Source organism: Bdellovibrio sp. ZAP7 (genome assembly GCF_006874645.1).
Classification (GTDB): domain Bacteria; phylum Bdellovibrionota; class Bdellovibrionia; order Bdellovibrionales; family Bdellovibrionaceae; genus Bdellovibrio.
The window spans coordinates 2,930,636-2,952,740 of sequence record NZ_CP030082.1 but is presented as its reverse complement, the minus strand read 5'-3'; the positions used below and the strand labels follow the sequence as shown (position 1 = coordinate 2,952,740).

Annotated in this window: 20 protein-coding genes; 12 read left to right on the top strand and 8 right to left on the bottom strand. The window is 46.5% G+C overall.

The genetic code is table 11. The features are described from left to right. Positions 1-13: 13 nt before the first annotated feature. The 4 genes from rny (at position 14) to DOM22_RS14245 (ending at position 4,626) form a co-directional block, all read left to right on the top strand. On the top strand, positions 14-1,579 hold the full coding sequence (gene rny, locus DOM22_RS14260) for a ribonuclease Y (protein ID WP_142701025.1): 1,566 nt from the start codon (positions 14-16) through the stop codon (positions 1,577-1,579). Next, a complete protein-coding gene (gene tyrS / locus DOM22_RS14255; RefSeq protein ID WP_142701024.1) occupies positions 1,579-2,814 on the top strand; it encodes a tyrosine--tRNA ligase in 1,236 nt (411 codons plus the stop codon). The genes rny and tyrS overlap by 1 nt, the downstream gene beginning before the upstream one ends. Before the next feature lie 70 nt (positions 2,815-2,884). Then, positions 2,885-3,706: a 2Fe-2S iron-sulfur cluster-binding protein gene (locus tag DOM22_RS14250; protein WP_142701023.1), complete on the top strand. Its 822-nt coding sequence runs from the start codon at positions 2,885-2,887 to the stop codon at positions 3,704-3,706. A 95-nt stretch (positions 3,707-3,801) separates the two neighbouring features. After that, positions 3,802-4,626: an alpha/beta fold hydrolase gene (locus DOM22_RS14245; protein WP_142701022.1), complete on the top strand. Its 825-nt coding sequence runs from the start codon at positions 3,802-3,804 to the stop codon at positions 4,624-4,626. Here DOM22_RS14245 and DOM22_RS14240 read toward each other — a convergent pair whose 3' ends face one another. From DOM22_RS14240 to DOM22_RS14220, 5 genes are all read right to left on the bottom strand, one after another. Continuing rightward, a complete protein-coding gene (locus DOM22_RS14240) occupies positions 4,627-5,883 on the bottom strand; it encodes a response regulator (protein ID WP_142701021.1) in 1,257 nt (418 codons plus the stop codon). It abuts the gene before it with no gap. Next, entirely contained in the window at positions 5,884-6,264 is a 381-nt protein-coding gene (locus DOM22_RS14235) for a hypothetical protein (protein ID WP_142701020.1), read from the bottom strand. A gap of 179 nt (positions 6,265-6,443) precedes the next feature. Further along, positions 6,444-6,770, bottom strand: a complete 327-nt coding sequence (locus DOM22_RS14230) for an iron-sulfur cluster assembly accessory protein (protein ID WP_142701019.1) — start codon at positions 6,768-6,770, stop codon at positions 6,444-6,446. Positions 6,771-6,883: 113 nt separating this feature from the next. Beyond that, positions 6,884-8,077: a cysteine desulfurase family protein gene (locus tag DOM22_RS14225; RefSeq protein ID WP_142701018.1), complete on the bottom strand. Its 1,194-nt coding sequence runs from the start codon at positions 8,075-8,077 to the stop codon at positions 6,884-6,886. 44 nt (positions 8,078-8,121) lie between these two features. Beyond that, complete coding sequence (locus DOM22_RS14220; protein ID WP_142701017.1) at positions 8,122-10,068, bottom strand: hypothetical protein; 1,947 nt, start codon at positions 10,066-10,068, stop codon at positions 8,122-8,124. Between the two features lie 211 nt (positions 10,069-10,279). On the opposite strand from DOM22_RS14220, the gene DOM22_RS14215 reads away from it, so the two are divergent. The 4 genes from DOM22_RS14215 to DOM22_RS14200 all read left to right on the top strand — a co-directional run bounded on the left by DOM22_RS14215 (position 10,280) and on the right by DOM22_RS14200 (position 16,010). Beyond that, a complete protein-coding gene (locus DOM22_RS14215; RefSeq protein WP_142701016.1) occupies positions 10,280-12,574 on the top strand; it encodes a vitamin B12-dependent ribonucleotide reductase in 2,295 nt (764 codons plus the stop codon). A 98-nt stretch (positions 12,575-12,672) separates the two neighbouring features. After that, a complete protein-coding gene (locus DOM22_RS14210; protein WP_142701015.1) occupies positions 12,673-13,872 on the top strand; it encodes a S1 RNA-binding domain-containing protein in 1,200 nt (399 codons plus the stop codon). A 220-nt stretch (positions 13,873-14,092) separates the two neighbouring features. Continuing rightward, complete coding sequence (locus DOM22_RS14205) at positions 14,093-15,415, top strand: MFS transporter (protein WP_142702237.1); 1,323 nt, start codon at positions 14,093-14,095, stop codon at positions 15,413-15,415. Positions 15,416-15,425: 10 nt separating this feature from the next. Beyond that, a complete protein-coding gene (locus tag DOM22_RS14200) occupies positions 15,426-16,010 on the top strand; it encodes a DUF2239 family protein (RefSeq protein WP_142701014.1) in 585 nt (194 codons plus the stop codon). Positions 16,011-16,071: 61 nt separating this feature from the next. On the opposite strand, the gene DOM22_RS14195 is transcribed toward DOM22_RS14200, so the two are convergent. After that, positions 16,072-17,169, bottom strand: coding sequence for a molybdopterin-binding protein (locus DOM22_RS14195; protein WP_142701013.1), 1,098 nt, complete (start codon positions 17,167-17,169; stop codon positions 16,072-16,074). 173 nt (positions 17,170-17,342) lie between these two features. Here DOM22_RS14195 and DOM22_RS14190 point away from each other — a divergent pair, with 173 nt between their 5' ends. From DOM22_RS14190 to DOM22_RS14175, 4 genes are read left to right on the top strand one after another with little or no spacing between them, the layout of a single operon-like run. Beyond that, a complete protein-coding gene (locus DOM22_RS14190) occupies positions 17,343-18,551 on the top strand; it encodes an acyl-CoA dehydrogenase family protein (protein WP_142701012.1) in 1,209 nt (402 codons plus the stop codon). A gap of 6 nt (positions 18,552-18,557) precedes the next feature. After that, positions 18,558-19,274, top strand: a complete 717-nt coding sequence (locus tag DOM22_RS14185) for an RNA methyltransferase (protein WP_142701011.1) — start codon at positions 18,558-18,560, stop codon at positions 19,272-19,274. A 22-nt stretch (positions 19,275-19,296) separates the two neighbouring features. Continuing rightward, on the top strand, positions 19,297-20,205 hold the full coding sequence (locus DOM22_RS14180; protein WP_142701010.1) for a protein tyrosine phosphatase: 909 nt from the start codon (positions 19,297-19,299) through the stop codon (positions 20,203-20,205). After that, a complete protein-coding gene (locus DOM22_RS14175) occupies positions 20,205-20,645 on the top strand; it encodes a hypothetical protein (RefSeq protein WP_142701009.1) in 441 nt (146 codons plus the stop codon). Before DOM22_RS14180 ends, DOM22_RS14175 begins: the two co-directional genes overlap by 1 nt. Before the next feature lie 39 nt (positions 20,646-20,684). Here the strand turns inward: DOM22_RS14175 and DOM22_RS14170 are convergent, their stop codons facing one another. Together DOM22_RS14170 and DOM22_RS14165 are read right to left on the bottom strand one after the other, a co-directional pair. Further along, entirely contained in the window at positions 20,685-21,821 is a 1,137-nt protein-coding gene (locus DOM22_RS14170; protein ID WP_168196663.1) for a mechanosensitive ion channel family protein, read from the bottom strand. Further along, complete coding sequence (locus DOM22_RS14165; RefSeq protein WP_142701007.1) at positions 21,805-22,011, bottom strand: hypothetical protein; 207 nt, start codon at positions 22,009-22,011, stop codon at positions 21,805-21,807. The genes DOM22_RS14170 and DOM22_RS14165 overlap by 17 nt, the downstream gene beginning before the upstream one ends. Positions 22,012-22,105: the final 94 nt, after the last annotated feature.

Here is a 22,105-nt window from a genome sequence, read left to right as displayed (position 1 = left end):
AGAAAAGGAAGAAATGGAAATTTTAATCACAGCCATTATCTGTTTAATTTTGGGCGGTGTCGCTGTTTTCATGGTGAAACGCATTCAGGACAATAACAGCAAAAAATCTGCACGCGTTGAGGCAGAGCGAATCGTTAACAAAGCCAAGTCTGAAGCAGCGAAACTAAAAAAAGACGCTGAGACTCGTGCGAAGGATTTTGAAGGTCGCGCCCGTAAGAATGTGGAAGCTGACATTCATAAGCAAAATTCCACGTTGAAAAACAAAGAAGCTCAATTGGATCGCCGTTTGAAAGAAATCGAACAGCAATTCAAACAAAAAATGGAAGAAAATGAGCGTTATTTGAACACGATGAAAGACCGCGAAGAAAAAATCGCGATCTCTGAAAACCGTATCAAAGAACTTGAGAAAAAAGGCGAATCTCAAATTGGCGAACTAAAACAGAAATTGGAATCCGTTGCGGGTATGTCCCAGGACGAAGCTAAACGTCAATTGTTGGCTGCCATTGAAGACGAAGCGAAAATCGAAGCTTCTAAAAAAATCACCCAAATCGAAGAGCAAGCTCAAAAAGAATCTGAAGTTAAAGCAAAGCGTATCTTGGCAACAGCGTTGTCGCGTTTTGCATCGGAGTTCACTTCCGAAAGAACTGTCAGCGTTTTGGCACTTCCCAACGACGAGATGAAAGGTAAAATCATCGGTCGTGAAGGACGTAACATCAGAACTTTGGAAGCTCACTGTGGTGTGGACTTAATCGTCGACGATACTCCGGAAGCCGTGGTTATCTCTGGTTTCGATCCAGTTCGCCGTGAGCTAGCTCGCAGAACGATCGAGAAATTGATGGAAGACGGCCGTGTGCATCCAGCGCGTATTGAAGAAGTCGTTGAAAAACAACGTAACGAATTGATGAAAGCCATCAAAGAAGAGGGTGAGCGCCACGTGTTGGAGCTGGGTATTCCCAACATGCACCCAGAATTGATTAAAATCATTGGCGGTTTGAAATACCGTAATTACCAAGGTCAAAATGCTTTGAACCAAGCACTTGAAGTTGCCAACATCGCGGGCTTGCTTGCAGGAGAGTTGGGCGTGAGTGTGAAACTCGCACGACGTGCGGGTCTTTTGCACAATATCGGTAAAGCTATCGATCACACTGCAGAAGGCAGCTATGCACTTGTTGGTGCGGAAGCCGCTAAAAAATATTCTGAATCTGAAGACGTATGTCACGCGATCCGCGCTCATGATGAAGAGGAAAAACCTCATTCTATCCTGGCTTGGATTGTTCACGCGGCTTACATCTTGTCTAGCGCGCGCCCTGGTGCTCGTCGTCCGCAGATGGATTCCTTTATCCACCGTTTGGAAGACCTTGAATCCATCGGTAACAGCTTTGATGGCGTCTTGAAAACTTTGGCTCTTCAAGCCGGTAAAGACGTTCGCGTCTTGGTTGAATCTGCAAAAGTAACTGATGACCAGGCCGTGATGTTATCTCGCGATATCGCTCGTAAGATCGAACGCGAAGTTCCTCAGGCTGGCCAAATCAAAGTGACAGTTGTTCGTGAGACTCGCAGTGTGGAGCACGCAAGATAATGAGTTTTTTGGATCCTAAAGAACAGTTAGAGAGAATTAAATTCGGCGTTGCTGAGTTTATTAATGACGAAGAGATGCTTAAGAAATTGAAGCGCTCTAAGGAAACGAACACTCCGCTTCGTATCAAGCTGGGGGCGGATCCGACTCGTCCAGATATTCATATCGGTCATACTGTTGTTATCAATAAACTTAAAACGTTCCAGGATCTGGGCCATCATATTATTTTCTTGATTGGTGATTTCACGGCGACGATTGGTGACCCGACAGGGAAGAGCTCAACTCGTCCGGTTCTTTCACGTGACGAGATCGAGGAAAACGGTCGTACGTATGCGAAGCAGATCTTTAAAATCCTAGATCCGAACAAAACCGAAATCGTGTACAACTCGTCTTGGATTGGCAAGATGACCCCGGGGGAGTTCATAAAAATGGCGGCACAATATACTGTGGCGCAAATGCTTGAGCGTGACGATTTTACGAAGCGTTATCGCGCTGGCACTCCGATTGCGATTCATGAGTTCTTGTATCCATTGACTCAAGGTTATGACTCTGTGGCTTTGAAAGCTGACGTGGAGCTGGGGGGTACGGATCAAAAGTTCAATCTTTTGGTCGGTCGCTCGATGCAATCTGCTTATGGCCAAGAACCACAATGTATCCTGACTATGCCGATCCTGGAAGGGGTTGATGGCGTTAACAAAATGTCCAAGTCTTTGGATAACTATATATCTGTAGTCGATACTCCGAAAGACATGTTCGGTAAGACGATGAAGATTTCAGATGATCTGATGTACCGTTGGTATGAACTACTGACGGACATTACGGCTGCGGAACTTGAACAGTTAAGACAAGATGTTGCCAGCAAAAAGAAACATCCACGCACTGTGAAAGTGGAGTTGGCAAAATTCATCATCAAACGTTTCCACTCGGCTGAGGCAGCTCAGGCCGCGGAAGACGAATTCAACCGTATCTTTGTCGACAAGGGTTTGCCTGACGATATTCCAACGGTTGAGATCAGCAAAAATGATATTCCGGCTGAGGGCCTAGGCGTCGCTCAGTTGTTAGTTAAGTTGAACTTTGCGGCCTCGAACAGTGAAGGCAATCGTATGGTTCAAGGTGGCGCCGTGCAAATCGACGGTCAAAAAGTCACCGATGGTAAAATGAAACTGCAGCCGGCAATGATCGACGGCAAAGTCGTGAAGGGCAGCAAGACTAAATTCGCGAAAGTGAAATTGGTCTAAAGGTACGCCGTACCTTTTGGGGATGCGGTGTGTTTAGCAAAAGGTGCCTGGCACCATTGAGGATTCGAGTATGAAAATTAAATTTCTTCCGCAAAATATTGAAGTCGAAGGTACTCCAGATAAGTCCCTTTTGCAGATTGCGACGGAAAATCATCTTGAGATCCGCTCTATCTGTAAGGGTGTTCCGAGCTGTGCGGAATGCCGTGTGCGTATCAAAGAGGGCGACAACAATGTGCTGCCGCCGGGTAAAGCGGAATTGAGCCTGATCGGAACCAGCTACTTTATCGACGGCCGTCGTTTAAGCTGCCAGGTTCGTTGCTTCGGTGACGTAACTGTGGATTTGACGGAACAAGTTGAGCGCGCAGAAAATCAAACTAAGAAAATCAGAGGCTTCCGTACCAGCAAACAAATGGAATCCAAAGCAGTGAACGACACGATGTTGTTGGATGCAAAAGTGGAAGAGGCCGCCGCGAATGCGCAAAATGTTTCTGCTTCCGCAGGTGGCGACTTAGCAGCTGAAAAATCGCAAGAAGAGGCGCAAGCTCCGCAACAGGCGAAACAACAGCAACCTAATCAACAACGTCAGCAGAATCGCCCGCAACAAAATCAGAACCAACAAAAACAAAAGCAACACCAACACCAAAAACAAGGTGGTGGTCAGCAGCAAAAGGGTCAACAGCAGGCGAAACAGGGTGGTGGTCAAAACCAACCTAAGCAGCAGCACAATCAGCAAAAGCCAAAACAAGGTGGCGGTCAGAACCAAAATCAGAACCGCCAACACAATCAGGCAAAGCAGAATCCTAATCAAGGACAGCAGCAATCTCGCCCGCAAAATCAGAATCAGCAAAAGCAGCAAAACCAACAGCAAGCGAACAAACCCAAACCTCAGTAGTTCAACTTCTGGGGTCGAGTTTCTTCACCATTTGGTAACTAACTGGGATTTGGTCCAGTTGCATGACTTTTGATGGAAGCCGATAAGATTCTAGAATGTCTCACAAGATTACTTTCAGAGAACGCGGGCAAGGGCCTATCCTTATTCTTCTTCATGGTTATGGAGGAAGCGTTCATCATTGGGAGACGGTGGCCTCTCAACTGGAATCTCAATATCGCGTAATCATCCCAAATTTAAGTCATGTCTATATGAGCAGTGATAAGCTGCTTTTCACCGTACAGGTGGAAGTACTGGCGCGATTCATTCAGGAGCATTTCCCGAATGAGCGCGTGCATCTGGCTGGTTTAAGTTACGGGGGCGCTTTAAGCTGGGGACTGGCTACTCAGCATCCGCACTTGGTGCATAAGATGGCTTTGATCAATCCTATGGTCACAGATCCGGTGAAAAACTTTTTGCCTAAAGAGCTAAGATTTTTTTTCTCGATTCCTTTGAGTCTGAAAAGTATCTATCTGATGCTTTCCACACCTATGGGAGCGAGTTTCCTAAAACGAGCCGCACAGATTTTCAGAGACGAAAGATCCGAAGGGGCTGTGTCTGTCGAGCACCTCAAAGGACGTAAGCTGCAATTTGTAGCTCACATGATTCATCATTTCTCCTGGATCCTGCGCTCTGAGGACTGGCAGTTTTGGAATAAGAAACTTTTCAAGTATCGCGGGGACTGCCGTTTAATTTTTGACGAAAGTGATCTGCTGTTTAATCAAGATGCTTACAAAAAGTTCGCTCAGCATTTGGGTTGTGAAGACATGATTGTTTTGCAAGGGGCAGGGCACTTGGCGATTAAATCTCAACCGGAAGTCGTTGCTCAGCATTTAGGTGAATTCTTGCATGTCGCAGCTCCCTTTGAAAGAGCCGCGAAATAGTTAAGCCTTCTCGCGAGATGGCGTTTGATTCGGAAATGCCCGCTGATATCTTTCGGAAATATCCTCTGCCAAGACGGTTTTATTGTCGCTGATCAACAGACGAATGAATGTTTCATAGGATTCAGCATCCATACGATTTTGTGCTGCCATCTTGCGACCCTGATCGATAACTTTGGAAAGCGGCAATGTTTTACAGTTAAACAGGAAGTAAAGATTTTCATATTCTTTACTGCCTACTTTGCTGGAAGGAAACTGCTGTAAAAAGCGTGCCGCCTGATTGACAGCCTGAGCATCTCCACGCAATAAGACCTTCACAATTTTACTGATATATTCAGAATCCGCTCCCACTACCTGAACACCCAATTCAAAACACTCCACCGCTTTGGTAAGGGCTTTGTTATTTAAGTTCGAGCGACCGGCAGTGAACAGTGCAGCTGAAAAAACATGGCGAAGTTCTGGAGTTTTATGATCCAGCTGCGCAAAAAGTTGGAAGTAGTGAGGCACTTCATCCAACTTCCCCGAGAAAACAGCAGAAATGAAAAGCTGTCCCAAACGCTTAGGTCCGATCGGATAGTTTTCAATGATGGTATTCGCCACCGTATAGGCGTTGGCGAAATCTTTTTGCTCATAGAAAGTATCGAATTTACCGGTTAAGCAACGATAGTGAAGTGGTTGCAAAGTTAAGCCCTTCGCAAACTCATCCGTGGCGAACTGATATTCGGTTTCTTTGAATTTCGTATAACCCAGATAATAGTGTGCAAGTGTGGGCTTTTCCTGATGTTGTAGGGCTACCGAGAACTTGTGTTCAGCGTCTTTCAATTGGCCATCCAAAAGAGCCTGTTTGCCTTCGCGAATCGCTTTGATGTAATCGCTGGGATTCAACTTGCGATCAATCAGTTGGCGCAGGCGATTTGCGAGCATGCCGCTTTGGAAAGGCTTTACGATATAGTCGTCGACTAGTTCTTCTGCAGCTTCCGCAATGGAAGAGCTGGAGTTATTGTGAGTCATGATGATCGAAATATTATTAGGACTGTTTGCCGTATGCATGGTCACAAGTTCCAAACCAAATTTGGCATCGACTTGAAATTCTGTGATCAAAAGTTGCGGCTTGGTATCCGTGAGAAATTCCACAGCGCCGACATAACGTTTCGTTGTAAAAATATTTTCTTGAAGCAAGCCGATCTCTAGAAGTGCCGCAGTAATAAGATTGGTATACGACGGAGAGCTGTCGACGATAAGTGCTGTCAGATTTTTCATTTAATCAAGCTCCCGCATGGCTCTGAACAACATGTCGGTGTTCAATTGCGATTGCATGTTAGCGTTAAGGAAATTCTCCCAAAGGCCTTTTTCAAAACGATGAAGTTCAACAGTGTACTTGGAGTGTTTACCTGAATCTAAAGCTTCGCATCGAGTGACTTTACCCGTGGCTAAAAAATCGTGAGAACCGCCGTCGAAATAAAATTTGCCTTCCAGATGTACGATAGTTCCCAGTCCGCAAATACGGGGAGAAGCTTCAAAAGTAAAAGACTTCTCAGCGTACTCCAGAATTTCCAAAGGTCGAGCCTTTAGATTTTTGATCAACTCAAATTCCGTAGTGAGATTTTGTAAGCTGTGAATTTCTAAAAAGTTTTTAGCCATGGATCTATGATAATCCCGGACGGCGAAGAAACCTATTTTGCCATTGGGCAGGTGGAACAGTTCTAGACGTAGAAAGTGCCGGTCACATTTTTCCTGCTACAAATGTAGGTCTAAAAAATGGCGGCACAGTAATGAATGACCCCGTTTCCAACGGACACGATGGAGTCATTGTGAGTATATTAAACGTTAAAGCTGGAACCGCAACCACAGTGTTTCGTGGCGTTGGGGTTGTTGAAGACAAAACCTTTGCCATTCAAACCCCCAGAAAAATCCAAAGTCATACCCAAGATGTACAACATGGAGTTCGCATCCACAGCGATTTTTTGGCCGTTGGATTCAAAGATCTTGTCACCATCACGAGGAGTTGTATCGAAATCCATTTTATAAGAGAGGCCTGAGCAACCCCCTTTTTTCACTTCCACGCGCAAAAATGCAGCTTCGTCTTTGCCATCATCTTTTTTAAGAGCCGCTAGTTTCGTTGCCGCTTCTGGGGAAATGTTAATCATGGGGTTCTCCTCGGGATAAATTCTCAGCCAGTCTACCACAAAGCCCGTAAGCAGGGGAGGGTCAATTCCATCCCCCGTATGAGTGAGCTAAAATACTGAAAATATTATATATTTTACGTTGGGATGGCGCCGTGAAGGATCTCGACAGCACGGTGGATGTCGTTTTCAGAGGTCCAGCGTCCCAGGGAAATGCGGAACGTGCAGCGAGCATCCTCTGCCGACATTCCGATGCCTTTCAGGACATGGCTGATGCTAACCGAACCGGAGCTGCAGGCTGACCCCGTGCTGATTCCCAATTTTTGAATTTTAGGCGCCAATGATTCCACCGTGATTCCGGGTAACGTCACATTTAGATTGATGGGGGAACGTTCTGTCGGATGTCCATTCAAGCGAATGCCTGGAGTCGCTGCTTGCAGCTTCGACCAAAGCAAATTGCGAAGAGACGTCATGCGAGCAGTTTCTGCTTCCAGATTATTTTTGCAAATTTCAGAAGCGACGCCCAAGCCAACAATGGCCGGAACATTCAAAGTCCCAGAGCGAAGGCCTTTTTCCTGACCACCACCGTAGATCAAAGGATTGATTTCAACCTTTGGATCTTTACCACGGATGTAAAGAGCCGCTGAGCCTTTGGGGCCATACATTTTGTGAGCGGAGAACGACATCAAGTCGATACCCATCTCGGTTACATTCACTGGCACTTTGCCAATCGCTTGTGTCGCATCAGTGTGGAAAAGAATTTGTTTTTCTTTGCAAAGCTTTGCAACTTCAACCACCGGGTTGAGGCTGCCGATTTCGTTATTCACCCAAATCAAGCTAACAAGTTTTGTGTGAGGTTTGAGCGCTTGGCGAAGAGTTTTCATTTCGATCTGGCCGTATTGATTCACCGGAAGGAAATCAACTTCGACACCTTGCTTTTCCACCGCCATCATCGCCTTAACGATAGAACTGTGTTCGACATTACTCGTGATAAAATGAATGGGCTGGTTTGGATTCGTTTCGCGAAGTTTCGCCAACAGACCGAAAATCACCCAGTTGTTGGATTCTGTTGCGCTCGCTGTGAAAGTCAGCTCAGAGGACTTAGCGCCGATCAACGACGCCACTTGCATACGGGCCTTTTGCACGCCGTTTTCTGCAGTCCAACCCCAATGATGGGAGGCGCTTGATGGATTTCCAAAGTACTCTTTGAAATACGGTTCCATCGCGGCAAAAACCTGAGGGTCTACCGGTGTTGTGGCGTTGTAATCCAAATAGAGTCCTTTATCGGACGCTGTCTGAGCGGCTGAGCTAGCCTGAGTAGTGCTTTCCATGGCAGTAGCTAATAACGGCCACAAAGCGGGGTCAAGAGGATTCCCTAAGAGGCCAAAGGTTTCTTAATATCTTCTGCCTCTTTTTCGAGCTGCTGCTGGTACTCGTCGATTTTATCGTTCAAATAGTTCTGCGCTCGGTACTTATCCAGATTTTGAAGTTCCATGCGTAAGACGTGAAGATGGGTGATGCCTTGATTTACCAGCCGAGTTTTTTGTTCTGAAAGAAACACTCCGCCCTCTGGAGTATAAAGCACATAGCGGTTGTTGCGCGGCAAATGAACGTAAAGGTTGAAATCAACCGGGACATCGGTGCGCATTTCGTGGATTTTGACGGCTGCCATTTCTTCATCAGGTGAAGCCGAAATTTCCGCTTTAAGATCGGAGCGGGGAAAGAAGGCCATCGCAACTTCGTTGCCCTTGTGCACTGATTTTCTTAAAAACTCAGCGTGCTCTACAGCCCAGGCTGCGAAAGGCACTTGTTTGATTTTGATCGGCATGGTTTCGTTGTGTTCCAAGTTTTCTCCGTTTTCAGATAGAAACTTAAACAGACGAGTGCGGATTTTTTCAACGAAGTGAATATCAATCGTCAGATGTTCTGCCATCGCCGCAACCAGATAGCCCGAAAAGCGACCGGACTCGACAAGAATGCAAGCGACGTTGGTGGCAATGCCCACGTTGCGCTTTTTTTCCGTGATCACGCAGGCTTTGTCCATCGCCTCTCGAGTTCCTTTTAAGATCAGCGAGCCTGGATCTTTTGCGACTTCATCAGCGGTCTCTTTCAAGACATGTTGTTTTTTATTTTTACCATCAGCATCTACGGGAGCCCACATGGTGTCGGACTTTTTTCTGGCAGAGTAGGAAGCTTCGCCCCCGTCACCATAGGGATCATAGTTTGGATCGTTCGGATCCAAGGTGTCGGATGCGGCGGCACTTCCATTTGCACCCATGAAGCCGGGCGCGTGCGGATTTGCTGCCGAACCGCCGTTTGCAGAAGGGCTGCTGTTGTGATTAAAGTCGCTTCCAAAACCGCCGTTCATTCCGTGAGCACTGGGATTCATTCCATTACCATTGGCTAAACCATTGCTGCCATGGGGATCAGAGAAATTTGGATCCATGCGGTTTGCGCCATTTGTGCCGAAACTATTGGGATTGAATTCGTTGCCACTTGCTCCATCGTTAAAACCGCCAAAACCCTTTTGTGCTGCATTGCCACCGGCGCTGTTCATTCCGTTTTGGTGGCCACCCATGAAACCATGTGCACCGACTTGTGCGTCTTGGTCACTATCACTCGTAAAACCATTCATTCCATTTTGATCTGCGCCACTATCGATAGCATTTGCATTCGGATCTTGAGAGGTGGGAGGAATATACCCAGCCATGCCGGGCTGAACGGCTGTCATAGTTCCATCTGCGGCTGTGCCTTGTGCAAAGCCTGCAGGCGGGCCGCTGGTTGCACTGCTATCAAGTGCACCCAGCAAATTTGCCAAAAAGTTTTGTGTGGAAGTCGCCGAAGCTTCGCCGCCTGCTTCACCACCACGGATCGCGATGACACCTGAACTATTTCCGCCATTGCCATCCCAGGATCTGTTGGCTGCCGCCGCTTGGGGGTTGGCAATTTGATCTTTGTTATACTTATTCACCATCCGCTCAACGGCAGGACCTGTGATCGGATGGTAAATAGCGTATCCAGAATTGCAGTCGTTGAGAATTTTAACAGACGAGGGAGTAGAGTGTTCAGCGAAAGCAATCACACAAACCGGAAATGCCTGACTCAAAACTTTCGGAAGATTTCTGACTTTCTTATTTGGATGGTCTATACTGACCATGACGAATTGTGGTTGGTTTTGCACCAGATATACCATCGCCTCTTTGAGGTTGTGCGTGCTTTTGATTTCCCATTCGCGGTTTTTCAAAAATCCCTCAACAGGGCCCAAACTTTGTGGATGAGACTTGATGATCAGCAGTTTGCGCTTTTCGGTCTTTTGGTCCATGTCACGTTCCTGTTAAAAAATTGTGAGGTATTATTCTTAACGGCGACTCCAAACGAAATAAACAGTAGTTCCCTAATATTTACGCTCTCCATTGCAAAGAGTTAATCAATTTCAGGAGGGCTTAGTAGGTCTGTTCGATAGCCAGACCAGACGTAGGTAGGGGTGTCTTATTCCAGATTCTCTTCATAGGGAACTCTCTTACAATATCCCTATGAAGAAACAAACTTTGCATAGCACTAGCTTCTTTGTTCCTCCCGGAAAAAATCCTGAAAACATGTTCAAGTGGAAAAAGATCAACTGCGAAATCAAGAATCGTAAGGGCGAGATATTTTTTGAAATGAAGAATGTGGAGGCGCCAGAAGGTTGGTCACAACTTGCGGTAGAAATTGCTGCCAGCAAATATTTTCGTAAATCGGGTGTGCCGCGCACTCAACATGAAAAATCTGTTCGTCAATTAGTTAACCGTGTGGTTTCGGCAATCGCGGGCTCCGCTCTAAAACAAGGCGGGTATTTCAAAAATAAAAAAGAAGCCGATATTTTTAAGAATGAATTGAAATACATTTTGCTTTCCCAACGAGCAGCTTTCAACAGCCCGGTATGGTTTAATGCGGGATTGTTTGAGGCTTATAAAATCAATTCACCCAGCGAGCATTATGCTTGGGACGCGAAAAAGAAATCCATTCAGCCGACCCAAAATGCTTATGAAAGACCGCAGTGTTCGGCATGCTTCATTCAAAGCGTCGATGACTCCATTGACGGAATTTTTGAACTCGCAAAAAACGAAGCACGTTTGTTTAAATATGGTTCCGGTACCGGCAGTAACTTTTCCACTTTGCGCAGTAAATACGAAGCATTGAATTCCGGGGGCCACAGCTCAGGTCTGATTTCCTTTTTGGAAGTTTTAGATCGCGGCGCAGGCGCCATCAAATCGGGTGGTACTACTCGCAGAGCTGCTAAAATGGTTGTCGTTGATATCGATCATCCTGAAGTTTTGGATTTCATTGAATGGAAAATGAAAGAAGAGAATAAGGCGAAGCTTTTGATTGAAGCGGGGCTCAGCGCAGATTTCGAAGGCGAAGCCTACAAGACGGTGTCTGGTCAAAACGCCAACAATTCAGTTCGCGTGACCGATCAATTCATGAAGGCCGTGCAGAATGAAAAGCCCTGGAAACTTCTGGCGCGAGTCAGTGGTAAAGTGGTTCGTGAAGTTCCTTCCGCTGACGTGTGGAAGAAAATCAACCACGCCGCGTGGATGTGTGCGGATCCAGGGATTCAGTTTCACGATACAATCAATCAGTGGCACACTTGTCCTAACAGTGCAGAGATTCGTTCCAGCAATCCGTGTTCGGAGTATATGTTCCTGGATGATTCGGCCTGCAATCTGGCTTCTATCAATCTGGTTAAATTCTTAAACGCCGACGGAAGTTTTGATTTTGAATCTTTCATTCACACGGCGCGAACTTTATTCGTGGCTCAGGAAGTCTTGGTCGACTATTCCAGCTACCCAACGGAAAAGATCGCGCAGAACTCCCATGATTACCGTCCTCTGGGTTTGGGTTTTGCGAATCTGGGAAGTCTGCTGATGAGAAAAGGCATTCCCTATGACAGTAAAGAGGGCCGCGCCTGGGCCGGGGCAATCAGCTCACTGATGACGGGAGTAGCCTATTTGACCAGTGCCGAGATGGCGCGGGCTCAAGGAGCTTTCCCTGGTTTTAAAAAAAATCGTGCGCCGATGATACAAGTCATGAAGATGCACGAAAAAGCCTTGAACGCGATTTCTTGGAAAGATCTTCCAGAGGGACTCGACAATGCCGCCCGGAATTTATGGAAGGCCGTAGTATACAATGGCAGCAAATTTGGATTCCGAAATGCTCAAGCAACTGTGGTGGCGCCAACTGGAACCATTGGCTTATTAATGGATTGTGATACCACCGGTATCGAACCCGATTTTTCATTGATCAAACTTAAAAAACTGGTCGGCGGCGGAGAGATTCAGATAGTAAATCAATCTGTGACTCCCGCATTGCGAGTCCTGGATTACGACGACACGCAAATTGAAACCATCGTGAAGTATATCTCCGAGCATAATACGCTTGAGGGCTGCCCTGAATTTAAGCAGGAGCATTTGCCAGTCTTTGACTGTGCCAATGCGGCCCCTGGTGGCCGAGTTCTATCGCCTGAAAGTCATGTGACGATGATGGCTGCTGTGCAGCCATTTATAAGCGGTGCCATTTCAAAAACTGTCAACTTGCCGAACTCAGCCAGCGAGGAAGATATCAGTCGCATTTATTTCCTAGCCTGGGAGTTGGGTGTAAAAGCTGTGGCGATCTATCGCGACGGCAGCAAGTTGAGCCAGCCTTTAAATACCAAGAAAAAACACACGGCGGCCTCTGAGGGAACGCCTTCAAAGTTTACTGTGAAGTGTCCAGAGTGTGGCAGTGACACAGTGCTGACGAGTGGTTGCTATCGTTGTCCCAATTGCGGGACGACGGTGGGCTGCGCTTGATTCACTCTGGCTAGTTGATTCAGGACGTCAGGCACCCAGATCCTTGCTCTTCCAGAGGGGATTGAGTAAACCTTAGAGTTCCATTTTACGGAGAAGTTATGAGTAAAAAAGATATTTTTGGTGATGATATTGAGACAGGGAAATCTTTTGAAGATTTCGAGTCTATGTTTGCGCAATCTGAAGCTGGCGGCTTCAAAACGCGCGTAAGCGTTGGTGATAAGATCAATGGCGAAATTCTTTCGATTGGTAAAGAAGAGTCCTTCGTATCTACCGGCACTCCTGTTGATGGTATGATTTTCACTCGTGACCTTTTGGATGAAAACAAAGAAGTGAAATATCACGTGGGTGATATGATCGAATGTGTTGTCATTTCCGTAAAAGGTGGCGAAGTTCGTTTGGCTAAAAAAGGCGCGATGGGCGCAACCACAGATACTTTGGAAGACGCTTACGATATGGAGCTTCCGGTAACTGGAACTGTGACTGAAGTTGTTAACGGCGGTTTGCGTGTGAACGTTCAGGGTAAAACTGCTTTCTGCCCCATCTCTCAAATTGATTCTCGTTTCGTAACAGATGCTTCTGAGTACGTTGGTAAGAAATTTGATTTCTTGATCACTCAATTCGACAAACGCAACGTCGTGGTTTCTCGTCGTAAACTTTTGGATATGCAAAAAGTTGAAAACGAAGGTGCCTTTATGCAAAAGGTTCAAGTGGGCGCGATCCTTGAGGGTCGTATCACTCGTTTGGAAAAATTCGGTGCTTTCGTTGAGCTTGAAGCTGGTGTTGAAGGTTTGATCCACTTGTCTGAGCTGACTTGGTCACGCGTGCACAGCCCTCAAGAAGTTGTGTCGGCTGGTCAAACAGTGACAGTAAAACTTTTGAAAATGGAAGAAGTTGACGGCAAATTGAAACTCTCTTTGTCGATGAAGCAAGCGGACGGCGACGGCAATCCTTGGAATTCTGTTCCCGCAAAATTCCCGGTGGGCACTATTGTTAACGGAAAAGTTGAGAAAAAAGAAACTTACGGTTTGTTCGTAAATATCGCTCCGGGTGTAACGGGTCTTTTGCCAAAATCAAAATGGCGTGACCACGTTGACGGCGCTCAGTTCGAAAACAAAAAACGCGGTGACGATATCGCGGTTCAAATCGACGAAATCAAATTCGAAGAAAAGAAAATCTCGTTAGGTGTTCCTGGTGCGGGTGAAGACCACTCATGGAGAACTCACCAGCCAGCTTCTGGTTCTGGCTTTGGCTCTTTAGGCGACGCTTTGAAGGGGTTGACGATCAAACCAAAGAAGTAGGAAAGCTTTGAAAAAGGGCCCGCTTGCTAAAGCGCGCCTGCGCTGCGGGGATAGCCCTTCGCCTCACATTCGAACCATCTTGATCAAAGGTACGTACTTACTTTCTCCTTATATTTCTAGGCCTCTGTTGCAAGACAGGGGCTTTTTTTATTTTCCTGCAGGTCATTCCTGAGGTATATCAACAATTTACCCGGGTTTAATTAATATTACCCGGGTGATATTGCTTTTTGAATATAACCCGGGTAATATTAATTCCATCAACCGCATTGAAAGGTTCAAGATGGAATCCACGTCTGTATCACCGGGGGTCTCAAAGGCCAGCACTTTAAAGTTTACGACTCAGCAAAAGATTGTTGTGGGGCTTTTAGCTTTTCTGCAATTCACAATCATTCTGGATTTTATGATTCTGTCTCCGCTAGGGGCAGTGTTGATGCCAGCTTTGAATATCACAGCCGCACAGTTTGGTACCGTGGTGTCAGCCTATGCAATCAGTGCGGCGATCTCGGGACTTTTGGCAGCGGGCTTTGCCGATAAATTTGACCGTAAAAAATTGCTGATGTTCTTTTATGTCGGATTTATTGCAGGGACTTTGTTCTGTGGGCTTGCTCCCAACTATCATGCGCTTTTAGCAGCCCGAATCGTCACGGGACTTTTTGGGGGAGTGATTGGCTCCATTGTCTTGGCCATCACCACAGATATCTTTCCGTTACACCAACGCGGGCGAGTGATGGGACTTTTGCAAACTTCGTTTGCTGCCAGTCAGATTTTGGGTTTACCAGCAGGTTTGTTTTTATCCAATCACTGGGGATGGCATGCGCCGTTTTTGATGATCGTTGCGGCAAGTGCGATCGCCGGAATTTTTATCTGGATCCATATGCCAGCAGTGACGGAGCACTTGGCTTTGCAGTCTGATAAGAAAGCTTTTGTGCATTTGCTCCATACGGTGCAAAAGCCCCGTTATTTGCTGGCGTTTGTGACCACTGCGATTCTTTCCATCGGTGGCTTTATGCTGATGCCTTTTGCGAGCGCCTTTACGGTTCATAATATGGGAATCGATTATGGCAGCTTGCCAATGATTTATCTGGTGACGGGATTTGCTTCTATCCTGATTGGTCCCTTGGTTGGTAAAATCAGCGATACCATTGGCGGCTATAACACCTTTATCTTTGGCAGTTTGGTCAGTATCGTGATGGTTTTGATTTATACGCATTTGGGTATTACGCCATTGCCGGTCGTGATGCTGGTGAACTCGTTGATGTTCGTGGGGATCTTTTCGCGCATGATCCCGTCTCAAACACTGATGTCTGCGATTCCTGAGGTCGCCAGTCGCGGTTCGTTCATGTCGGTGAGTGCCTCCCTGCAACAAATGGCAGGTGGCCTTGGAGCTATTATCGCTGGTGTGATCGTTGTCCAAGACAGCACGGGCGCACTGGTTCACTACGATATTATCGGCTATGTGATGACGGGCTTGTCCGTGACAGCTTTGATTTTGATGTACTTCATTGATCGCGATGTAAAAGAGATTTTACGCGCGGAAGCATAGGAGTTTGAATATGGAACCAAGAATGGATCGTACTTGCACAGCGTTTGCTGGGACTAAGATGGTGGCTTCCGGTGACGTGCTTCAAGTCGCTTTGAAAGTAAAAAAATATTTAAAAGACGATGGTAAAGAAAACGTTCTGATCTTTGATGATATCACCAGCGCCCCCGTGGAATTGGATTTGCGTGGGACCGTGGAAGCGGTGACTAAAAGGTTCGAATCTTTAGTGGAACCGGAAGATAAAAAAGCCGGCCCGGGGCGTCCCAAACTTGGTGTTGTCTCAAAGGAAGTAACACTGCTTCCGCAACACTGGGAATGGTTGGCGTTACAGCCGGGTGGAGCATCAGTGACCTTGCGTAAACTGATTGAAGAGGCGAAAAAGAAAAACTTCGCCAAAGATCAAATCCGTCAGGCACAGGATGCTGTTTACAAATTCATGCACGCGATGGCCGGGGATCTGCCGAATTACGAAGAAGCCCTGCGCGCGATGTACGCCTACGATACTAAAAAGTTTAAAAAGATGATCGCCGATTGGCCCAAGGACATTCAAGAACATATTCTGAAAGTCGGCCGCGAAGCCCTGGCCAACGTGAAATAAAAAAAAGGTGCCAGGTCCTGTTTCTGGAAACGCCGCTTACAGAAACAAGACCTGGCACCTTTTAAAGGTGGCGGAGCCAGAATATCATGGCGGCTTCTGCGAAGTACTGCGCGCGCCGTTCTTTCATGGGCATCGCTTTATAAGGAGCGACGATAATATCCGAAGACTTTTTGTTCCCGCGCTCGACACTTACGAAAACGGAGTGTTCGTCTTTTGGTAGCACAATCAAACGGATGTCCGCTTCTGGATCGATGTTGTGACTTGAGAAACTCCAAATCTTTTCCGTCATAAAATTTCGCATGACGGGCATCAGGCGGTTCATCAAAAACTGGCCCGTTGCAGAGTCTTGAATACTGAGAGATGTATAGCTTTTCAAAGCTAAAGACAGCATCAATGGAACATCTTGTTGGTCACGAGTGACCGTGATGTCGCGTAAAGCTTCCGTCACGTTTTCGACGTGAATGCGCATTTTTTCTTCTTGGGATTTAAAGTAGGACATCTTTACTTCCACATAGGGAAGATGAACGCGGTAACCTTTTTCTACATTCACATTGGCCAAGGCCTGCTCAACCAAAGTTGCTACATCTGATTCTCCCATGCCGATGGTGTCCCAGTGGCGGGTGATATAGGGATCCATACCTTCAACAGATTTTTCCAACCACGCAGCGATTTCACTATTCCATACCGATTCAATTTCCCGGGGAGGGCCAGGTAAAACGAAAATCTTTTTGCCTTTCGCCTCGACGAAAAAAGCATTGGCGGTGCCCTCGTTGTTTTTAAGGACTCGCGCGCCTTCAGGAAAATAACACTGCTGTCTTTGAATATCTTTAACGACGTAACCACGGGGCTCGAGGCGCTCTTTAATGTGCTGCCAAGAAGACTCATCCCACTTCAGTGAAAGACCCGTCCACTCGGAAATGACCTCGCGAGTGAAATCATCAGACGTGGGACCTAAGCCACCTGTTATGAACATCAAATCAGAGTACTGACCACAATAATCCAAAGATTCAAAAATGAGTTTTCTATCATCTGGAATAACAAGGTGAAGTTTTGTCGTTAAACCCAAAGCCTTTAATTTCTCCGAAATCCAGGCTGCATTTTTATTCACAATTTGGCCGTCAACCAATTCTGTTCCGATTCCTAAAACTGAGGCGATCATATGTCTCTCCTTCGCGGGCACGCCCTCAAGGTTAGGCCTCTGGCGGGGACTCGTCCAGATTCTTCCCGCAAGTGGCCGAAAATTGCTATTATTGCATGGCGTTAGTGGCGCTATACCTTGCGGATCTCACGGGGTTTTTCTAGATTCGCAACTCTATATATGTAGGAGCTACCATGTCCTTTAATTGGAAAGAATTTGATCTTTACAATCCCACGCCTGAGCACAGTATGTTGCGTGAAACTGTCAACGCTTTCACGCAAGCTGAAGTCGAACCTCAAGCTCATGAGCACGATCGTTCTGAAAAATTCAACTTAGCACTTTTCAAAAAAGTGGGTGAACTGGGTCTTTTAGGAATCACAGTTCCAGAACAATTCGGCGGTGCGGGTATGGACCCAACAGCTGCGGTCATTGTTCATGAAGAGCTTTCCGCATCGGATCCAGGTTTTGCTTTGGCCTATCTTGCGCACTCGATGCTTTGTGTGAATAACATCGCGGTGAATGGCAGTGACGAGCAGCGCCTTCGTGTCCTTCCAAAACTTTGCTCTGGGGAGTGGGTTGGATCTATGTCGATGTCAGAGCCTGCTATCGGGACGGATGTTCTGGGTATGCAAACTCGCGCCGTTAAAAAAGGCAACGAGTGGGTTTTGAATGGTCGCAAAATGTGGATCACAAACGGCACGATTGATGAAAACAATACGCCTTGTGATTTAACTCTGGTGTACGCGAAGACGGGTGAAAAACACGGTCGCGCGATGATCTCTACATTCTTGGTGGAAAAAGATCACAAGGGTTTCGAAGTCGGTCAAAAAATTAAAGACAAGTTGGGTATGCGCGGATCGAACACGGCAGAACTTGTATTCCAAGACTGCCACGTTCCTGAATCGGCCCTTATCGGTCATGAAGGTGATTCGATGCTGCATATGATGCGCAATCTTGAAATCGAGCGCCTTACTTTGGCGGCGATGAGCTTGGGTATTGCTCGCAGATCTATCGAGATCATGAATCGCTATGCAACTGAGCGTGAAGCGTTCGGTAAATCTTTGAACCACTTTGGTCAAATGCAGCGCTATATCGCTGACAGCTACGCTGAATACAAATCGGCTCGCGCCTATGTGTACGAGACGGCTCGCCGCATGGATTTGAACAAAGAGGGCAACCGCTTGGATTCAGACGGTGTAAAACTGGTGGCAACAACAATGGCGAAAAACGTGGCAGACCGTGCGATCCAGGTTTTGGGTGGTTACGGTTATGTGGGTGAGTATGTTGTTGAAAGATTGTGGAGAGATGCGAAGTTGTTAGAAATTGGTGGCGGTACTTTGGAAGCCCACCAAAAAAATATCACTCGTGATTTGTCTAAAAATCCTGAATCTCTTTACAAGTAGTCGTTCATGTTTCCTTATGGGTCTGATATCGAGATAAATGCTAATTTAAAAATCAATTATCAAGTGGTTCTGGAAAAACTGGGGCCGCTTTTGACAGATGACCGTCGATTAAAAATTGATCGCGTGGTCGCGCAAAGAAATTTCGATACAGCCGTCGTTTTGGAAAGCATTTATGACCGTGGGAATATTTCTGCCGTTATGAGATCAGCTGAAGGCTTGGGCTTTGGCAATTTTCACGTCATCGAAACTCAGGAAAAATTTAAAGAATCTGCTCGTGTCACTCAAGGAGCTGACAAGTGGGTGGAAGTCAAAAAATGGCAGAACACCACGGACTGTGTAAAGAACCTGAAAAGTCAGGGCTACAAAATTTACGTCACTCATTTAGATGCGCGTTCAAAGCCTCTTCATGAAGTTGATTTCTCTGGAAAAGCTGCTTTGGTATTGGGTAACGAAAAAAATGGCGTGAGCCCTGAAATGGTCGCCGCCGCTGACGAATGTATTATCATCCCGATGACGGGCTTTGTTCAAAGCTTCAATATCTCTGTTGCAGGAGCTTTAAGTCTGTACCATATTTCTCAAGATCGCATGAAACGTGGAGGCTCCAATGCTTCCCTAAGCCATCAGGAGCAAGACATTCTGCGCGCTTATTACTATTTGCGCACACAGGACTCAGGATTCCAATATCTTGAAGAACTTTTTGCAAGAGGACAGATTAAAGCATAATATTTTCTCATATGGAGGACGTATGAGAAAATGGATCTTTCTTTTGCCTTTCGTGATCGCCGCCTGTGCAGAGAAAAATGTCACGTCAGAACCTACCAATACGCCCGTGGCAGCGAACCAACCGGAATCAGCTGACCCAAAAAGCAAACTTCCCTTCTTTATGACAAAACCCACTCGCACCGAACCAGTGGAGTTGGTTTTCGATACGAAATACGATGTTCGTAAACCTGTGAATTATCGAAAAAATGACAGTCTTAGTATGTCGGGCAGTGCGAGTTTTGCTCCGCCAGCTTTAAAAGAGATCGCGAAACCCGCGAAAAAGAAAAAAGCGCAGCTTTATGTCTTTGACCTGCGCCAGGAATCCCATGGTTTGATAAATGATAAGCCAGTAACCTGGCAGGCGGACCGCGATTGGGCGAACGCTGACTTGGGTCATGAGGATGTCATTCAGCGCGAGCGCCGTCTGTTGGGCGATTTAAGAGTCGGTGAGCAAATTGCTGGTGTGGAGATCAAAAGCATTGAAACTGAAGAAAGCCTGGTCCGCAGCGCGGGTCATCAGTATTTGCGCTTGACGGTGACGGATCATGTTCGTCCCACTGATAACGAAGTCGACCTGTTTATCCAAGCGGTTCGTGATCTGCCGGCAAATAACTGGGTGCACTTTCATTGCCGCGCGGGCAAAGGACGTACGACCACTTTTATGGTGATGTATGATATGCTTCATAACGCGCAAAAGGATTCACTTGAAACCATCATCGAACGCAATACCAAGCTGAGTGATGATTATGATGTGATGACGATTCCAGCGGAAACCGACTGGAAATATCTTTATCAAAAAGAGCGTGCTGCTTTCGTGCAGGAATTTTACAAATATGCGAAGGCCAACCCTAAAGGGGCGGGTCAGTTTTGGTCTAACTGGGGTAAGAAATAATGATGAAGGTTTTAGGGCTTTGTTTGCTGGTTTTAACACTGAGCTCTTGTGCGACTCTTAAGAAAACATTTTGTGATTGCGAGCCCGAGCTGGATTTGCCACCCGAATGTAAACCCCGTGTGATTATTAAAAAAGTTCCGGGCGAGCCGACCTCAGCCAAGCCACAAGTGAAAACGGGTGGCGGTATCGTAGTTCAGCAAGCTGATTTGGACTTGGGCGATAAGATGGCACGCGCGATGGATGCCTATTTGTTCGCCAATGAACCAGGGGATTTCCTGAGTCTGTGTAAGGATGAACGCTTTGATTGTTTCGTTGATGATATGCGCTTTCCGAAAGATCGCAAAAGAGTAAAGCGTAAGGTTCCTGCATTCTTGAGTGGCTCTAAAATGGGCCTTCAGGATGAAAAGCGCATTCATATAAAATACAATTTCTATCCATAAAAAAAGGAGCCGAGAAGGCTCCTTTTTTTATTTCAGGTCTCAGTGAGAACTCGCTTCGCTCCGATTGTCCTTGCTGTCACTCTTGACCAGGGTTTTCACGCTCTCCTCGTTGGAATCTCCCTGTTGCATGAGGAAGGGTCTTGCCCCCATAGAGAAAGTAATCCCTTCTTCATCAAACCTACGCAGCATTTTTAACATCAAGGTTTGCTGCGAATCGAAGTATTTATTAAAGTCCGGATCTTTCACCCAAAAAACGATTTCGTACTTCAAAGAGGCTTCGTCAAAATTCATCAAATGACAGCGATCAAAGCGAAGCAGGGAATCTTCATCCACAAACTGTTTCACCCACTTTGGAATCTCTTCCAGTTTGGCCGTGTCAGTTAAATAACCGATGTTAAAGTTCATCACCGCTCGGCGCTCCCACATGCGCTTAAAGTTTTTAACCCGGCTTTCTAAAAGATCTTTGTTAGAGAAAATGAGCTCTTCGCCGGATAGACTGCGCAGGCGGGTGGTTTTGATGCCGATGGTTTCAACTGTACCCATGTCACCTTTGGACACGATAAAGTCGCCGACCACAAAAGGTTTATCCAACAGAATGGAAAGAGAGGCAAAAAGATCACCCAGAATATTTTGCGCCGCCAATGCCACAGCAATACCACCGACTCCCAGGCCTGCAATCAGAGCTGCAATGTCGACACCTAAATTACTTAAACCGACTAAGACCAATGATATAAGGAAGAGTCCCTGAATGCCTGAAGCAATCAGGCGGATGGCTGAAGCAGATTCCCTATCGGTCTTCATTCTTTTTTTGACGACGTCGTCTCTCCATAAGTGGATACATCGAAGGCCCCACAGAGCAATCTGCAGCGAAGAAGCCAACACGAAAAGGAGCAAGACGATTTTTTTGCCATTGGTCGCTTGAGTGCTTTGAACCAGGGGATGCAAAATCCAAAAGAAAAGCACCAAGGCCTTGGTAGCCCCAAGACACTGCAAGACGATATCGTCCCAAATACCCTGATATTTCGTGATGTACTTAACCAGGCGCGCTTCTGCAAATTTCAAAATGGCTTTTATGACGATGGCACCGACCAGGGCGATACCCAGCATCAGAAGCCAACCAAAACCAGTTCCGCGATTCATTTCATCAACCAGTGAGTATTCAATGAGGGCGAGCATGTGTGCTCCTTGCATCAGGTTTGTTGGGATTTAGCAAGTTCAGGATTTCTTGATGGAAAGTTGTGACGTCTTCTTGTTGATCCAGACGGAAGTTTGCGGCCGAGCGGTCCGCGCCCACTCTAATACTGACGCCTTTGTCGCCAACTGCTTTGAACATGTCTTCATCGGTCCGGACATCATGTCTCTGCACAGTTCACTCCTAGAAAAGGTTCAACAACGTTTCAAACCTTGAATCCAGTTGTGCTAATTTGCAACTTAAGACTGCTTCATTTTAAAAATGAAAG

Excerpts from the sequence above, each read along its gene's own strand:
- DOM22_RS14250 (WP_142701023.1), top strand. The coding sequence starts at position 2,885 with ATGAAAATTAAATTTCTTCCGCAAAATATTGAAGTCGAAGGTACTCCA.
- DOM22_RS14200 (WP_142701014.1), top strand. The coding sequence starts at position 15,426 with ATGGAACCAAGAATGGATCGTACTTGCACAGCGTTTGCTGGGACTAAG.
- DOM22_RS14180 (WP_142701010.1), top strand. The coding sequence starts at position 19,297 with ATGAGAAAATGGATCTTTCTTTTGCCTTTCGTGATCGCCGCCTGTGCA.
- DOM22_RS14210 (WP_142701015.1), top strand. The coding sequence starts at position 12,673 with ATGAGTAAAAAAGATATTTTTGGTGATGATATTGAGACAGGGAAATCT.
- tyrS (WP_142701024.1), top strand. The coding sequence starts at position 1,579 with ATGAGTTTTTTGGATCCTAAAGAACAGTTAGAGAGAATTAAATTCGGC.
- DOM22_RS14170 (WP_168196663.1), bottom strand. The coding sequence starts at position 21,821 with ATGCTCGCCCTCATTGAATACTCACTGGTTGATGAAATGAATCGCGGA.
- DOM22_RS14175 (WP_142701009.1), top strand. The coding sequence starts at position 20,205 with ATGATGAAGGTTTTAGGGCTTTGTTTGCTGGTTTTAACACTGAGCTCT.
- DOM22_RS14185 (WP_142701011.1), top strand. The coding sequence starts at position 18,558 with ATGTTTCCTTATGGGTCTGATATCGAGATAAATGCTAATTTAAAAATC.
- DOM22_RS14235 (WP_142701020.1), bottom strand. The coding sequence starts at position 6,264 with ATGGCTAAAAACTTTTTAGAAATTCACAGCTTACAAAATCTCACTACG.
- DOM22_RS14240 (WP_142701021.1), bottom strand. The coding sequence starts at position 5,883 with ATGAAAAATCTGACAGCACTTATCGTCGACAGCTCTCCGTCGTATACC.
- DOM22_RS14220 (WP_142701017.1), bottom strand. The coding sequence starts at position 10,068 with ATGGACCAAAAGACCGAAAAGCGCAAACTGCTGATCATCAAGTCTCAT.
- DOM22_RS14245 (WP_142701022.1), top strand. The coding sequence starts at position 3,802 with ATGTCTCACAAGATTACTTTCAGAGAACGCGGGCAAGGGCCTATCCTT.
- rny (WP_142701025.1), top strand. The coding sequence starts at position 14 with ATGGAAATTTTAATCACAGCCATTATCTGTTTAATTTTGGGCGGTGTC.
- DOM22_RS14195 (WP_142701013.1), bottom strand. The coding sequence starts at position 17,169 with ATGATCGCCTCAGTTTTAGGAATCGGAACAGAATTGGTTGACGGCCAA.
- DOM22_RS14215 (WP_142701016.1), top strand. The coding sequence starts at position 10,280 with ATGAAGAAACAAACTTTGCATAGCACTAGCTTCTTTGTTCCTCCCGGA.
- DOM22_RS14230 (WP_142701019.1), bottom strand. The coding sequence starts at position 6,770 with ATGATTAACATTTCCCCAGAAGCGGCAACGAAACTAGCGGCTCTTAAA.
- DOM22_RS14190 (WP_142701012.1), top strand. The coding sequence starts at position 17,343 with ATGTCCTTTAATTGGAAAGAATTTGATCTTTACAATCCCACGCCTGAG.
- DOM22_RS14225 (WP_142701018.1), bottom strand. The coding sequence starts at position 8,077 with ATGGAAAGCACTACTCAGGCTAGCTCAGCCGCTCAGACAGCGTCCGAT.